13 protein-coding genes are annotated in these 12,407 nt (G+C 65.8%); 8 read left to right on the top strand and 5 right to left on the bottom strand.

The features are described 5' to 3' along the window. Nucleotides 1–230: 230 nt before the first annotated feature. From AYJ57_RS08285 to AYJ57_RS08270, 4 genes are read left to right on the top strand one after another with little or no spacing between them, the layout of a single operon-like run. Nucleotides 231–944 (top strand): GntR family transcriptional regulator, encoded by a 714-nt coding sequence (locus AYJ57_RS08285; RefSeq protein WP_083191191.1) that lies wholly within the window; start codon nucleotides 231–233, stop codon nucleotides 942–944. Beyond that, the gene (locus AYJ57_RS08280) at nucleotides 941–1,768 is read left to right on the top strand and encodes a GNAT family N-acetyltransferase (protein WP_237220134.1); all 828 of its coding nucleotides are present in this window, start codon (nucleotides 941–943) and stop codon (nucleotides 1,766–1,768) included. Before AYJ57_RS08285 ends, AYJ57_RS08280 begins: the two co-directional genes overlap by 4 nt. Nucleotides 1,769–1,808: 40 nt before the next feature. Beyond that, complete coding sequence (locus tag AYJ57_RS08275) at nucleotides 1,809–2,486, top strand: SDR family NAD(P)-dependent oxidoreductase (protein WP_066103645.1); 678 nt, start codon at nucleotides 1,809–1,811, stop codon at nucleotides 2,484–2,486. Further along, nucleotides 2,483–4,009 carry a cryptochrome/photolyase family protein gene (locus AYJ57_RS08270; protein WP_193789478.1) on the top strand — a complete coding sequence of 509 codons (1,527 nt, stop codon included), beginning with the start codon at nucleotides 2,483–2,485 and terminating at the stop codon, nucleotides 4,007–4,009. Before AYJ57_RS08275 ends, AYJ57_RS08270 begins: the two co-directional genes overlap by 4 nt. Before the next feature lie 115 nt (nucleotides 4,010–4,124). Here AYJ57_RS08270 and AYJ57_RS08265 read toward each other — a convergent pair whose 3' ends face one another. After that, entirely contained in the window at nucleotides 4,125–4,340 is a 216-nt protein-coding gene (locus AYJ57_RS08265; protein WP_066103641.1) for a DUF2945 domain-containing protein, read from the bottom strand. A gap of 59 nt (nucleotides 4,341–4,399) precedes the next feature. Next, entirely contained in the window at nucleotides 4,400–5,938 is a 1,539-nt protein-coding gene (locus AYJ57_RS08260; protein ID WP_066103640.1) for an MORN repeat-containing protein, read from the bottom strand. A gap of 180 nt (nucleotides 5,939–6,118) precedes the next feature. On the opposite strand from AYJ57_RS08260, the gene AYJ57_RS08255 reads away from it, so the two are divergent. Further along, nucleotides 6,119–7,777, top strand: coding sequence for an NAD+ synthase (locus tag AYJ57_RS08255; protein WP_066103638.1), 1,659 nt, complete (start codon nucleotides 6,119–6,121; stop codon nucleotides 7,775–7,777). Between the two features lie 29 nt (nucleotides 7,778–7,806). Here AYJ57_RS08255 and AYJ57_RS08250 read toward each other — a convergent pair whose 3' ends face one another. Further along, complete coding sequence (locus AYJ57_RS08250; protein ID WP_066106883.1) at nucleotides 7,807–8,208, bottom strand: metallopeptidase family protein; 402 nt, start codon at nucleotides 8,206–8,208, stop codon at nucleotides 7,807–7,809. Between the two features lie 196 nt (nucleotides 8,209–8,404). Here AYJ57_RS08250 and AYJ57_RS08245 point away from each other — a divergent pair, with 196 nt between their 5' ends. After that, complete coding sequence (locus AYJ57_RS08245) at nucleotides 8,405–8,956, top strand: 2OG-Fe(II) oxygenase (protein WP_066103637.1); 552 nt, start codon at nucleotides 8,405–8,407, stop codon at nucleotides 8,954–8,956. Nucleotides 8,957–8,983: 27 nt separating this feature from the next. Here AYJ57_RS08245 and AYJ57_RS08240 read toward each other — a convergent pair whose 3' ends face one another. Next, on the bottom strand, nucleotides 8,984–9,904 hold the full coding sequence (locus AYJ57_RS08240; protein ID WP_237220133.1) for an MBL fold metallo-hydrolase: 921 nt from the start codon (nucleotides 9,902–9,904) through the stop codon (nucleotides 8,984–8,986). Between the two features lie 205 nt (nucleotides 9,905–10,109). On the opposite strand from AYJ57_RS08240, the gene AYJ57_RS08235 reads away from it, so the two are divergent. Continuing rightward, a complete protein-coding gene (locus tag AYJ57_RS08235; protein WP_066106880.1) occupies nucleotides 10,110–10,319 on the top strand; it encodes a hypothetical protein in 210 nt (69 codons plus the stop codon). Nucleotides 10,320–10,330: 11 nt separating this feature from the next. Then, the gene (locus AYJ57_RS08230; protein ID WP_066103633.1) at nucleotides 10,331–11,326 is read left to right on the top strand and encodes a DUF6976 family protein; all 996 of its coding nucleotides are present in this window, start codon (nucleotides 10,331–10,333) and stop codon (nucleotides 11,324–11,326) included. A gap of 78 nt (nucleotides 11,327–11,404) precedes the next feature. Here the strand turns inward: AYJ57_RS08230 and AYJ57_RS08225 are convergent, their stop codons facing one another. Next, nucleotides 11,405–12,352, bottom strand: coding sequence for a 1-phosphofructokinase family hexose kinase (locus tag AYJ57_RS08225; RefSeq protein ID WP_066103632.1), 948 nt, complete (start codon nucleotides 12,350–12,352; stop codon nucleotides 11,405–11,407). Nucleotides 12,353–12,407 lie beyond the last annotated feature (55 nt).

The raw sequence follows: 12,407 nt of genomic DNA, 5'->3' as shown, positions 1-12,407 counted from the left end.
TGAGTGCTGACCGATCCTGTCCACGGCGCTCGTAAAAAACGAAGCGCGGGCAACGTTGCGGCAGGGCAAATTCTTCGTGACGCTGAAATTTTCACCAAAAATCCCCCTTCGTGTGCACTTTTTGATTTCAGATTGTGTACGATCTCACGAAGTTCTACATGCAATCCCCTCGTTGCTTGTGCCTTCGGCACGGCTCGGAAAGATTGGTGATCCAAAGGGGAGAGGCCGCGATGACAGCGAAAGAGGCCGCGCCAGCGGGGCGCGGGAAGGGCTCCAAAGGATCGAAGGCGCGGGCCGTGGCCGATGCGCTGACCCTTGCCGTGCACGAGCACCGGCTGGCACCGGGACTGAAGCTGAACGAGGATGAGGTCGGCGAGATCTTCGGCGTGGGCCGCACGATCGTGCGCTCGGCGCTGCAGATGCTGGCGCATGATCAGCTTGTCACCATCGAGCCCAACCGCGGCGCCTTTGTCGCGGCACCATCGATTCGCGAGGCGCGCGAGGTGTTTGAGGCCCGCGCCCTGCTCGAACCGCGCACCGCCCGCTCTGCCGCCGAGCGCATGACCCCCGAGGATGCGGCACGGCTGCGACGTCACAATGCCGAGGAACACGCGGCGCTCGATCGCGGTGAATATGGCACTGCAGTACGGCTCTCGGGTGAGTTTCATATCGAGATCGCGCGCATCGCCGATCAGTCGACCATCGCGGATTTCATCACCCAGCTGATTGCCCGTTCGTCGCTGGTGATCGCACTTTACTGGCGCAGACCCAAGGCAATGTGCGAAACTCATGCACATGAGGCGCTGCTCACCGCTCTGGAGGAGGGCGATGGCGCCACGGCGGAGGAGCTGATGAAAGGGCACCTATTGGACCTGCTGTCCTCACTCGACCTGCGCGAGGCTCCGGCCACACCGCAAAGCCTGCGCGAGGCGCTACGGCCATGATGCTGCGCACGATGACCAAGGCCGATCTGGGCCACGCGCTCGACTGGGCGGCCAAGGAGGGCTGGAACCCGGGCCTCGAGGATCTCGATCCGTTCTACGCCGCGGACCCCGAGGGCTTTTTCTGTGCCGAGCTTGGCGGCAATATGGCCGCGGCGATCTCGGTGGTGAACCATACCGACCGCCTTGCCTTCCTCGGGCTCTATCTCTGCGCCCCGGCCTATCGCGGGCAGGGCATCGCCCATGCGCTCTGGCTGCATGCGATGAAACACGCCGGCACCCGCACCATCGGGCTCGACGGCGTGCCCGCGCAGCAAGAGAACTACCGCAAGTCCGGCTTCGTGCTGGCCGGGCAGACGAAACGCTTTGCCGGGCGGCTGAGCCACGGTCCGGGTAAGGGTGTGCAATCCGCCGCCGCCGACGAGCATGCCGCGCTGATCGCCATGGAGGCCAAGGCCTGCGGCTACGCCAAGCCCCGGTTCACCGCCGCCTGGCTGGAACCGGCGCAGACCCGTTTCACGCTGGTGCATCGCGAGGCCGGGAAACCGAACGGCTTTCTCACCTTGCGGGGCTGCCACGTGGGCTGGAAGATCGGGCCGCTCTGCGCGCCCGACCTGCCGGTGGCGCAGGCGCTGCTCGAGGCCGCTGCAGCGCATACCGGCGAAGATCAGGTGATGATCGACCTGCCCGCCGAATCCGCCGCGCTGGCGGCGCATTGCCTTGCCATGGGGATGCAGCCGGTGTTCCACACCGCCCGCATGTATCGCGGTCCGGCGCCGCTTGCCGGACGCGGCCAGAACGCGGTGGGCACGCTGGAACTGGGCTGACCCGCTTGCCGATGGCCGCGCCGCCGCTATTTCGGCGGACATGACCGGAACTCAGGAACGCGCAATCGTCATAGGATCGAGCGGCGGCATCGGCAGCGCCCTTGCCGCGGCTCTGGAGACCCGTGGCACCGAGGTCACGCGGCTGTCGCGCCGCGAGCACAGGCTCGACGTCACCGACGAGGCCTCGGTCGAGCGGCACCTCGGCGCGCTGGAGGGCAGCTTCGATCTGATCCTCGTCGCCACCGGCGCGCTGTGCCCCGAGGGAGCGGCCCCGGAGAAGACCCTGAAATCGCTCGACCCGGCGCAGGTGATGCAGCAGATGGCGATCAATGCGCTCGGCCCGGCGCTGGTGCTGAAACACGCCATGCGCCTGCTGCCAAGGGACCGCCGCGCGGTCTTTGCCGCACTCTCGGCCCGCGTGGGCTCGATCGGCGACAACCGGCTGGGCGGCTGGTATTCCTATCGCGCCTCCAAGGCGGCGCTGAACCAGATGATCCGCACCGCTTCGGTGGAACTGGCGCGCACGCACAAGCAATTGGCCTGCGTCGCGCTGCATCCGGGCACCGTCGCCACGCCCTTTACCGCCGAATACCTTGGCCGCCACCCCGCCGTGCCCCCCGAAGAGGCTGCGCAGAACCTGCTGTCGGTGCTGGACGGGCTCGGCCCCGAAGAGACCGGGCGCTTTTTCGACTGGGCAGGCAAGGAGGTCGTGTGGTGAGCCGTCTGGTGCTGGTGCTGGGCGACCAGCTTTCGGAGGATCTGATCGCGCTGCGCCGCGCCGATACGGCGACCGACGTCGTGGTCATGGCCGAGGTCGCCGCCGAGACCGACTACACCGCCCACCACCCCAAGAAGATCGCGCTGATCTTCGCCGCCATGCGCAAATTCGCCGCCCATCTGCGCAAAGAGGGTTGGGAGGTCCGCTACACCCAGCTTGACGACACCGAGAACGCAGGCTCGATCCCCGGCGAGTTGCTGCGCCGCGCCGAAGAGACCGGCTCCACCGAGGTTCTGGCGACGAAGCCGGGCGAATGGCGGCTGATCGAGGCCCTGCGTGACACGCCGCTGGACATCACCTTGCTGGAAGACGACCGCTTTCTCGCCTCCCACGCCGAGTTCGAGGATTGGGCCAAGGGGCGCAAGGCGCTGCGGATGGAGTATTTCTATCGCGAGATGCGCCGCAAGACCGGGCTGCTGATGGACGGCGACAAACCCGAGGGCGGCGACTGGAATTACGACAGCGAGAACCGCAAGCCCCCGCCCGACGGCATCGACCACGGCGGTCCGATGAGCTTCACCCCAGATGAGACCGTTGAAGAGGTGCTTGATCTGGTCGAGGCGCGGTTTCCCAAGAACTTCGGCACGCTGCGCCCCTTTCATTTCGCCACCGACCGCGGGCAGGCCAAGCGCGCGCTGGCGCATTTCATCCGCCACGCGCTGCCCGAGTTCGGCGCCTATCAGGACGCCATGCTGGACGGGCATAAATACCTCAACCACGCGCTGGTCTCGCCTTACATCAACATCGGGCTGCTCTCTGCGCTGGAAGTCTGCGAAGCGGCGGCGGAGGCCTATCGCGCCGGCGACGCGCCGCTCAATTCGGTCGAGGGATTCATCCGTCAGATCATCGGCTGGCGCGAATACGTGCGCGGCATCTATTTCCACGAGGGGCCTGATTATCCGCGCCGCAACCGCCTCAACCAGCAGCGCGCGCTGCCGCCGCTCTATTGGGGTGCCGAGACCAAAATGCGCTGCCTGTCGAAAGCCGTCGAACAGACGCGCGACGAGGCCTACGCCCATCACATTCAGCGGCTGATGGTGACCGGGAATTTCGCGCTGATTGCCGGGATCGACCCGGCGGAGGTGCATGAGTGGTATCTGTCGGTCTACGTCGATGCCTTCGAATGGGTCGAAGCGCCCAATACCGTGGGCATGAGCCAGTTCGCCGATGGCGGGGTGATCGCCTCGAAGCCCTATGTCTCGTCAGGCGCCTATATCGACCGCATGTCGGACTATTGCGGGCACTGCGCCTACAAGGTGAAACAAAAGACCGGCGAGGGCGCCTGCCCGTTCAACCTGCTCTATTGGCACTTTCTGACCCGGCACCGCGAGAGGTTCGAAAACAACCCCCGCATGGGCAATATGTACCGCACATGGGACCGGATGGACGAAGCGAAGCGCGAGACGGTTCTGGCCGAGGCCGAAGCGTTTCTGAAACGGCTGTCGGCTGGCGAGACGGTCTGACCGCCGGGCATGGGAGCCCAGCGCCGCGCGGGGCGGTAAGGGCGGGATGTGCGTATTTGGAAAGAGAAGAAGATGGACGGGGGCGCGCTGGTCCAGTGCCTGCGCAGCCGCGGGGTCAGGTCTTTTCCAGCTCGCTTTCCAGCTTCAGAACGCGGCCGCCGTCGTCCTGCTCGATCAGGAAGGCCGGGGCATCCGGCGAGCCGTTGCGGGTGATCTTCTCGCCCGAGATCTGCCGGGTCACCTTGCGCTCGAAGCGCTCGGCAATCTTGCCGGTGGCGCTGCCCGCGCCCCAGTTCCACTTCACGATCTCTCCGACCTGAAAGCTGCTCATCGTGTCGTCTCCCTTGCTTAACGTAGGGAAAACACGCGGGAACGCCGGGATGTTCCGTCTCAGTCGGTCGCGGGCTTGGCAGTGGACTCTTCGGTGGCCTCGGCGGCGGGCTCTTCGGCTGCCGCCTCCGGCGACTCGTCGGCGGCACCTTCGTCCGGTGCTGCATCCGCTGGCGTCTCGCTGTCCTGCACCGGGGTGTCGGTGGTCAGCACGCCATTGACCCATTCGCCGGTGCTCTGCTCGCCGGTGGCATAGCGCATGGTGCCCTCGCCCTGCCGTTTGCCGCCCGCGAAATGACCCTCGTAGACATCGCCATTGGCATAGGTCGCGACGCCCTCGCCCTCGATCTCGCCATCGACCCACGCGCCCTCGTAACTGAAGCCGTCGGGCATGGTGATCTTGCCCTGCCCGTGGCGCTGGCCGTCGCGGAAGGCACCGGTGTAAACCGTGCCGTCGGGATAGGTGGCCGTGCCTTCGCCATGGCGCTGACCGTCCTGCCAGTCACCCTCGTAGCGGTAACCGTCGGGGTAGGTCATCACGCCCGTCCCGTCGTTGCGGGCGTTCTTGAAGCTGCCCTCGTAGACCAGCCCGTTGGCGTAGCGCGCGACGCCCGCGCCTTCGATCACCCCGTCGACCCAGTCGCCCTCATAGGTCGAGCCGTCGGGATAGGTGATCTTGCCCCGGCCATTGGCGAGATCGCCGAGGAAGGCGCCCTCGTAGATCGAACCGTCGGGATAGGTGACCTTGCCCTGCCCCTCGATCTGGCCCGAAACCCAGTCGCCCTCGTAGCGGTAGCCGTCCTCGCCGATGAAAGTACCGGTGCCCTGCCGCTGGTCGTTGTCGAACTGGCCTTCGTAGATGTCGCCATTGGCGTAGGTCACCTTGCCCTGCCCTTCGCGGCGGCCGTCCACGAGCTCTCCCTCGTAGATGTCGCCATTGGGCTGGGTGAGCTTGCCGACGCCGTCGATCTGGCCCTCACGCCATGTGCCCTCGTAGATCAGCCCGTCGGGCATGGTCAGCTTGCCCTGACCGTCGCGCAACCCATTGGCCACGCGGCCCTCGTAGACCGAGCCGTCGGGATAGGCGATCTCGGCATTGCCCTGTTTGACGCCGTTCACCCAATCGCCCTCGTAGCGATAGCCGTTGGGGCCGGTCATCACGCCGCGCCCATGGTGCAGCGCATTGCGGAAAGAGCCTTCGTAGCGCATGCCGTTGGCATATTGCATGACGCCCTTGCCGGTGATCTTGCCGTCGAGCCAAGACCCCTCGTAGGTGCCGCCATCGGCAAAGACGATGCGGCCAATGCCCTCGGGCTTGCCCTTGGCGAATTGCCCCTCATAGACCGAGCCATTGGGGAAGCGCGCGACACCCTCGCCGCGGATCTCGCCCTCGACCCAAGCGCCGGTGTACTCATAGCCATTGGGCATGCGGTAAGTGCCCGTGCCGTGCTGCAGACCGCCCTGGAAGGTGCCCTCATAGACCCCGCCGTCGTCATATTGCTTGGTCTGCACCTCGCCATCCTCGACCTGCGCGAGCGCGGGATATGTCAGCGCGCCGATGGCCGCCGCCGTGAGGATGGTTCTGCCTGAAAGCTTCATGCGAAATCCCTGCCGGACCTTTGCCGGATGCCTGTTGTTTTCCGCCGAAAATCGGCCCCTCTGCCGCCGCGAAACTAAACAACACCCCCTTGGCTGACAATCTCTTTTGCCCTCAGCTTCTTCCCCTCGGGCGTGGTTCTGCTATGTGGGCACGCGGATGTGACCGAAAGGATGGGGCTCATGGCCGACCGTTTCCGCCTGACCATCGCGCAGCTGAACCCGACCGTGGGCGATCTTGCAGGCAATGCCGCCAAGGCAAAGGACGCCTGGAAGAAGGGCCGCGACGCCGGGGCCCAGCTTGTTGCCCTGCCCGAGATGTTCATCGCTGGCTACAACGCGCAGGATCTGCCGAAGAAACACGCCTTCACGCTCGATTGCATGGAGGTGGCGCAAAAGCTGGCCGAAGACTGCGCCGACGGGCCCGCGCTGGCGATCGGCTGCCCGTGGATCGAGGGCACCGAGCTTTACAACGCCTATCTCATCTGCCGCGGCGGGCGGATCGTCACTCATGTGTTCAAGCACCACCTGCCGAACTATGGCGTCTTCGACGAGGTGCGTGTTTTCGACAGCGGCGCCATCGGCGGGCCCTACGCGGTGGGCAACGTCCGCATCGGCTCGCCGATCTGCGAGGACGCATGGTATGAGGACGTGGCCGAGACCCACGCCGAGACAGGGGCCGAGTTCCTGCTGGTGCCCAACGGTTCGCCCTACCGCCGCAACAAGCACGAGACCCGGCTCAACAAGATGGTCGCCCGCGTGGTCGAGACCGGCCTGCCGCTGATCTACCTCAATATGGTGGGCGGTCAGGACGACCAGATCTTCGACGGCGGCTCCTTTGTGTTGAACCCCGGCGGACAGGCGGCGCTGCAACTGCCGGTCTTCGAGGAAGAGATCGCCCATGTCGATTTGGTGCGCACCCCCGAGGGATGGCGCGCCGAGGACGGGCGCTTCGTGCAGCACCCGGACGACATGGAGCAGGATTACCACGCCATGGTGCTCAGCTTGCGCGACTATTGCCGCAAGACCGGCTTCGGCAAGGTGCTGCTGGGCATGTCGGGCGGCATCGACTCGGCGCTGGTGGCGACCATCGCCACCGATGCGCTCGGAGCCGAGAACGTGCGCTGCGTGATGCTGCCGTCGGAATATACCTCCGAGCATTCGCTGGAGGATGCCAAGGCCTGCGCCACCAACCTTGGCTGCCACTATGATTTCGTGCCGATCGCCGAAGGGCGCGACGCGATCACCAAAACGCTGGCGCCGCTCTTTGCCGGGCGCGATGCCGATCTCACCGAAGAGAACATCCAGTCGCGCCTGCGCGGGCTGCTGCTGATGGCGCTGAGCAACAAGTTCGGTGAGATGCTGTTGACCACCGGCAACAAGTCCGAGGTCGCGGTGGGCTACGCCACGATCTACGGCGACATGGCGGGTGGCTACAATCCGATCAAGGATCTCTACAAGACCCGCGTCTTCGCCATCTGCCGCTGGCGCAACGAGAACCAGCGCCCGTGGATGAACGGCCCCGACGGCGAGGTGATCCCCGAGCGGATCATCACCAAGCCGCCCTCGGCCGAGCTGCGCGAAGACCAGAAGGACAGCGACAGCCTGCCCGACTACCCGGTGCTGGACGGTATTCTGGAGATTCTCGTGGACCGCGATGGCTCGATCGCCGATTGCGTCGCGGCGGGCTATGACCGCGCCGATGCCAAGAAGGTCGAGCATCTGCTCTACATCTCGGAATACAAACGCTTCCAAGCCGCTCCGGGCGCGCGCCTGTCGCAAAAGGCTTTCTGGCTCGACCGGCGCTATCCCATCGCCAACCGCTGGCGCGACAACGGCTGAGGCAAGGCGCGGGGCCATTTGGCCCGCCGCTACTCCCACCAACGGTCGATGCTGGCGATATCGTCGTCGGACCAGCCGAAATGGTGGGCGAACTCATGCATTGTCACATGGGCGATCAGCGCATCCAGCTCGACATCGCCCCGGTCGCGCCATTCCTGCAGGATCGGCTCGCGGAACAGCCAGACGGTGTCGGGATAGGGCGAGGGCCAGCTGCTCGACTTTTCGGTCATCGGCACACCTTCGTAGAGCCCGGTAAGATCGAGCCGGTCGTCGATCTGCATCTCTTGCAGAATGTCCTCCGGCGGCCAGTCCTCGACCTGCAGCACCACCTCGGCAGCGGCGGCGCGGAAAGGCTCGGGCAGGGCATTAACCGCGGCGCGGGCCATGGTCTCGAAAGCGGCAAGATCGGGCGCAGTATCGGGTGTTGTCATGCAGGGGATATGGCCCCGCGCCGGCGGCGGGAAAAGACCCAAACGGTTTGATCTGGGAGGCGCGCGCAAAACAGCGGACCATAGAACGGGGCAGTGACGCAAAGACAGGTCGCTTTCCGCCCTCCGCGTCGCAATTGGCGCAGATCCACTTCCCTATCCGCCCTAATGGCGCGCTTCCGCATTCAGGAGCGCGCGCATGATCACCGTCCACAGCATTCCGCAGGCTTTTTCCGAAGTCGACTGCAGCCGCCTCATCGAGATCTCGCGCAATGCCGAGGCCTCGGACGCGCGCCTTGTGGGTCAGCAGCGCGCGCACAACATGCGCCGCGCCGATCTGGTGTGGCTCGACGATGTGGAAGACACCGGCTGGGTCATGGATCGGATCATCGAACTGGTGCGTGACGCCAACCGATCCGCCTATGACTTCGCGCTGGATGCCTTCGACGAAAGCGCGCAGGTCGCGCGCTACGGCGCCGAGCGTGAAGGGCATTTCGACTGGCATTCGGACATCGGCGAGGGCCGTCTGGCCGCGCGCCGCAAGCTGACCATGGTGGTGCAGCTTTCCGACGAGGGCGCCTATGAGGGCGGCGCGCTGGAACTGATGCCCTCGAACCATGTGGTTGCGGCAAAGAAAGAGCGCGGCACCGCCACGCTCTTTCCGTCCTATATGCTGCACCGGGTCACGCCGGTGACCGGCGGCGAGCGCCATTCGCTGACCATCTGGGCGCATGGGCCAGCCTTCCGCTGACCCATCCCCACCCTAGGGCCAGCGGCCTCAGGTCATCAGTAGCTGGTAGCTGTGCGGCACGTACCGAAAGCCGTCGCCCTCGGCCTCGACATAGCCCACCGCCGGGAACGGCATGTGGTAGCCGATGAAGGGCGTCTTATCCTCGGCCAGCGTGCCGAAGATCTTGCGCCGCGAACTGGCGGCCAGTTCCTTGTCCATGTCAAAGCGCACTTCCCAATCGGGCTTGCCCACCGACCAGACGTAGTGGTTCGCAAGATCGGCGGTCAGCATCAGCTTCTGGCCGCCGCTTTCGAGCATGAAACACATGTGCCCCGGTGTGTGCCCCGGCGCGAGAACCGAGGTGATGCCCGGCGCCACTTCCTCGCCGTTGCCGAGGAAGCTGAACTGATCCTCCAGCGGACGCACCTTACTTTCAAAGGTGTCGTTGGCCGCTTCGGTCCAATGGTTCCACTCCTCCTGCCCGGTCAGCAGCGCGGCATTGCCGAAGGTCGGCGTGCCGCCGTCCGAAAGCCCGCCGATATGGTCGCCATGCATGTGGGTGATCACCACATGGGTCACGTCCTCGGGCGCGTAGCCCGCCGCTTCGACCGCAGCGGTGATGCCCGCAGGATCGAGCCCGGTGTCGAACAGGATCACCGCGCTGCCGGTGTTGACCAGCGTCGGGGTGAAGAAGAACTGCGCCTTGTCGGTGGGAATATGCGCGGCTTTCGAGACCTCGGCGAATTCCTCGTCACTGGCGTTGAGGCCGAAGGTGCCCTTCGGCTCGGGCACGGTGCGCGTGCCCGCCATCATTGCGGTCACCTCGAAATCGCCCAGCGGCACCCGGTAGGTGCGCGGCACCTGCGGCCCTTGCGCGGACTGTGCGGCGGCGGGGCGGGCACCGGCTCCGGTCAGCCCGGCGGCGAGCGGCAGCGCCGCGGCGGCGGTCAGTGCACTCCGGCGTGTCATCTTGTTCTTTTCCATGTTCGTCATCCTCTCCTGCTTTGGCCTTCGCCCAAGGGTATGCGAATGGCGGTTTCTCCCGCGCGAAAGGGTAGCGCGCGCGGCGCAAGAGGCCACATCCGGGCCCGCCACAGCTCATCACAACCGCGTTTTGCAAACCGTTAAGAGGAATCGCCGTAGCCCCGTTTTCGCAACGAAGATGGAGCCAAAGATGATCCCCGACGCATCCAACCCCTGCTGGCGCCGCGTGCTCAGTTCCGAAGCCGAGCTGTCGGGCGCGGTGCTGGCGACCAAGATCCTCGTCACCCGGCTGCGCCGCGAGGTGAAGGCCAGCCCGGCGCAGATGTCCGGCAAGATCGCCGAATTGCGGGGTTATTTCGAAAAGAACGCCTTCGCGACGAAGGATATCGCCCTCTTCTGAAAGGACGCGCGATGAAGAACCAGATGATGACCCCCGAGCAGGCCGCCGCAAGGATCGACGCAGGCGCGACGCTGGTGATCGCGGGCGACGAGGAGGTGCTGACCAAGCTGCCCCGCGGGCGCTGGATCGGCGGCACCACGGTCTATTTCATGACCGAGACCGGCGGCCATGTGGACCGCGAGAATGTCTTTGTCACCGAGCTCGAGGCCGCAGAAGACGCCCGCGCCGTGCTTTATGAGGGTGAGGACCTGCCGAGCCTGACCATGGGCCGTTTCGACAACGGGCTGTCGGTGATCCTGATCCCCGCCTTCAGCAAGGCGCATGAGGCCTACGCCATCCACGGCGCGGAATACCCCGGCCTCTTCGATCAGCCAGTGATGGGCTGGATCACCGGGGTGCATCTTGATGAGCTTGCGAGCGCCACGCCGAAGGTGATTGATGGCACCACCGGCCGCGTGCACCAAGAGGGCGCGCTGGTGCTCCACGTGAAACTCTCTGCCAGCCGAAGCGCGAATGTCGAGATTCTCAATCTCTTCACCCAAGACGACAACGGCCCCGAGATCACCTTCCCCGCCACCGGCTTTGCCGCCGAAACCGCGCGGATCAACGGCGCAGAGGTGGATTTCGCCAAATGGGTCGAGGCGCAAGGCATCGATACCCGGCTGCCGCTGGTGGCCAATTACGCGGGCGCCCTCGTCAATGTCTCGTTCCAGTCGGTCGGACCCGAAGGCGTGGCCTTCTACGCACCGGTGATCGAAGGGGTCAGCTACCGGCTTGCTGCAAGCCCCGGCGACTATACCACCGTCTTCGCCCGTCAGGCGCAGGGCGACGGCGCGCAGGAGCTTTCGTGCAATTGCATCCTCAATTTCCTCTTCGGTGAGCTTCAGGACAAGCGCACCGGCAGTTTCACCGGTCCCGTCACCTTTGGCGAGATCGCCTATATCCTGCTCAACCAGACCATGGTGCGGCTACAGCTGCACGGGCAGGACCAAGCCGCGGTCGCCTGAAAGACCGCGCCTCTCCGGCACCCCCGGTCATCTCTCTCTGGCCGGGGGTTTTCTTAGTTCACAGGGCTTCTGTCGGGCTCAGAGCGCGCTGGCGCCGCATTGATCCAGCAGGTCGTGGATCATCGCGCGGGTCGACAGGCTCGTGCCCGGCGTGGTGACCGTGGCGCTGGCCGCCGCCGCCCCGAGCGCCAGCGCCTCGGGCGCGCTCAGGCCAGAGGAAATGCCGAAAGCATAGGCGCCGACGAAACTGTCGCCCGCCCCCACCGCCGAGAGCACCGAAACCTTGGCCGCGCTGACCTGCCAGAGCCCATCGGGCCCGGCCATCACCGAGCCATCGGCCCCGCGCGCAAGGATCACCCGCTCAGCCGCGCCGCGCGCCACCAGTTCCGCGGCAAACCCCGCGGAATCGGCGCGGGTCATCAGCGGCCGCCCAGCCAGTTCTTCGGCTTCCAGACTGTCCATCCGCAGCACCGCCGGTGCCGGATCAGTGCCCCGCGCCAGCGCTTCGAGCACGGGCCCCGAGGTGTCGACGATGACATAGGCGCCGCGGCCCTTCAGCGCCCGGCACAGCTCGGTGGGGAAATCATCGGGCACCCCCGGCGGCTGGCTGCCGCTGAGCACGACGATCCCGCCCTGCGGCACGGTGCTCGAGATGGCATCGAGCGCGTCCATCACATCGCCCGCGCTCCAGACCGGGCCGGGCATGACAAAGCGGTATTGCGCCCCGGTCTGACGGTCATGCACGGCAAAGCTTTCCCGCGTCTCACCCGGGGCTTTCATACGCACCATCGGCAGGCCCAGCTCGGCCAGCGCCGCCTCCAGCCGCATTCCCGTCGGGCCGGAGAGGGCAACGAAGGCCCGCGCCGGGCCGCCCAGTTCGGCCGCGAGCCGCGCGACGTTGATGCCGCCGCCGCCGGGGTCGATCGCGGGCGCATCACAGCGCAGCTTCGGACCTGCCTCGACACGGTCGGCAGTCGTCGAAAGATCGAGCGCAGGATTGAGCGTGACGGTCAGAATATCTCTCATAGGGCGGAGAATACACGGGATACCCGCTCCGCCAAGGGCCGGTGAACTGGACAAA

Origin of the sequence: Salipiger sp. CCB-MM3 (assembly GCF_001687105.1) — a bacterium.
Lineage (GTDB): Bacteria > Pseudomonadota > Alphaproteobacteria > Rhodobacterales > Rhodobacteraceae > Salipiger.
Note: the sequence above shows the minus strand (reverse complement) of the source record. Positions and strands in the feature narration are given on the sequence as shown.

Coding starts and splice junctions, on each gene's coding strand:
- AYJ57_RS08250 (WP_066106883.1), bottom strand. CDS start 8,208: ATGACAACACCCGATACTGCGCCCGATCTTGCCGCTTTCGAGACCATG.
- AYJ57_RS08240 (WP_237220133.1), bottom strand. CDS start 9,904: ATGACACGCCGGAGTGCACTGACCGCCGCCGCGGCGCTGCCGCTCGCC.
- AYJ57_RS08265 (WP_066103641.1), bottom strand. CDS start 4,340: ATGAGCAGCTTTCAGGTCGGAGAGATCGTGAAGTGGAACTGGGGCGCG.
- AYJ57_RS08235 (WP_066106880.1), top strand. CDS start 10,110: ATGATCCCCGACGCATCCAACCCCTGCTGGCGCCGCGTGCTCAGTTCC.
- AYJ57_RS08225 (WP_066103632.1), bottom strand. CDS start 12,352: ATGAGAGATATTCTGACCGTCACGCTCAATCCTGCGCTCGATCTTTCG.
- AYJ57_RS08285 (WP_083191191.1), top strand. CDS start 231: ATGACAGCGAAAGAGGCCGCGCCAGCGGGGCGCGGGAAGGGCTCCAAA.
- AYJ57_RS08230 (WP_066103633.1), top strand. CDS start 10,331: ATGAAGAACCAGATGATGACCCCCGAGCAGGCCGCCGCAAGGATCGAC.
- AYJ57_RS08245 (WP_066103637.1), top strand. CDS start 8,405: ATGATCACCGTCCACAGCATTCCGCAGGCTTTTTCCGAAGTCGACTGC.
- AYJ57_RS08260 (WP_066103640.1), bottom strand. CDS start 5,938: ATGAAGCTTTCAGGCAGAACCATCCTCACGGCGGCGGCCATCGGCGCG.
- AYJ57_RS08280 (WP_237220134.1), top strand. CDS start 941: ATGATGCTGCGCACGATGACCAAGGCCGATCTGGGCCACGCGCTCGAC.
- AYJ57_RS08275 (WP_066103645.1), top strand. CDS start 1,809: ATGACCGGAACTCAGGAACGCGCAATCGTCATAGGATCGAGCGGCGGC.
- AYJ57_RS08255 (WP_066103638.1), top strand. CDS start 6,119: ATGGCCGACCGTTTCCGCCTGACCATCGCGCAGCTGAACCCGACCGTG.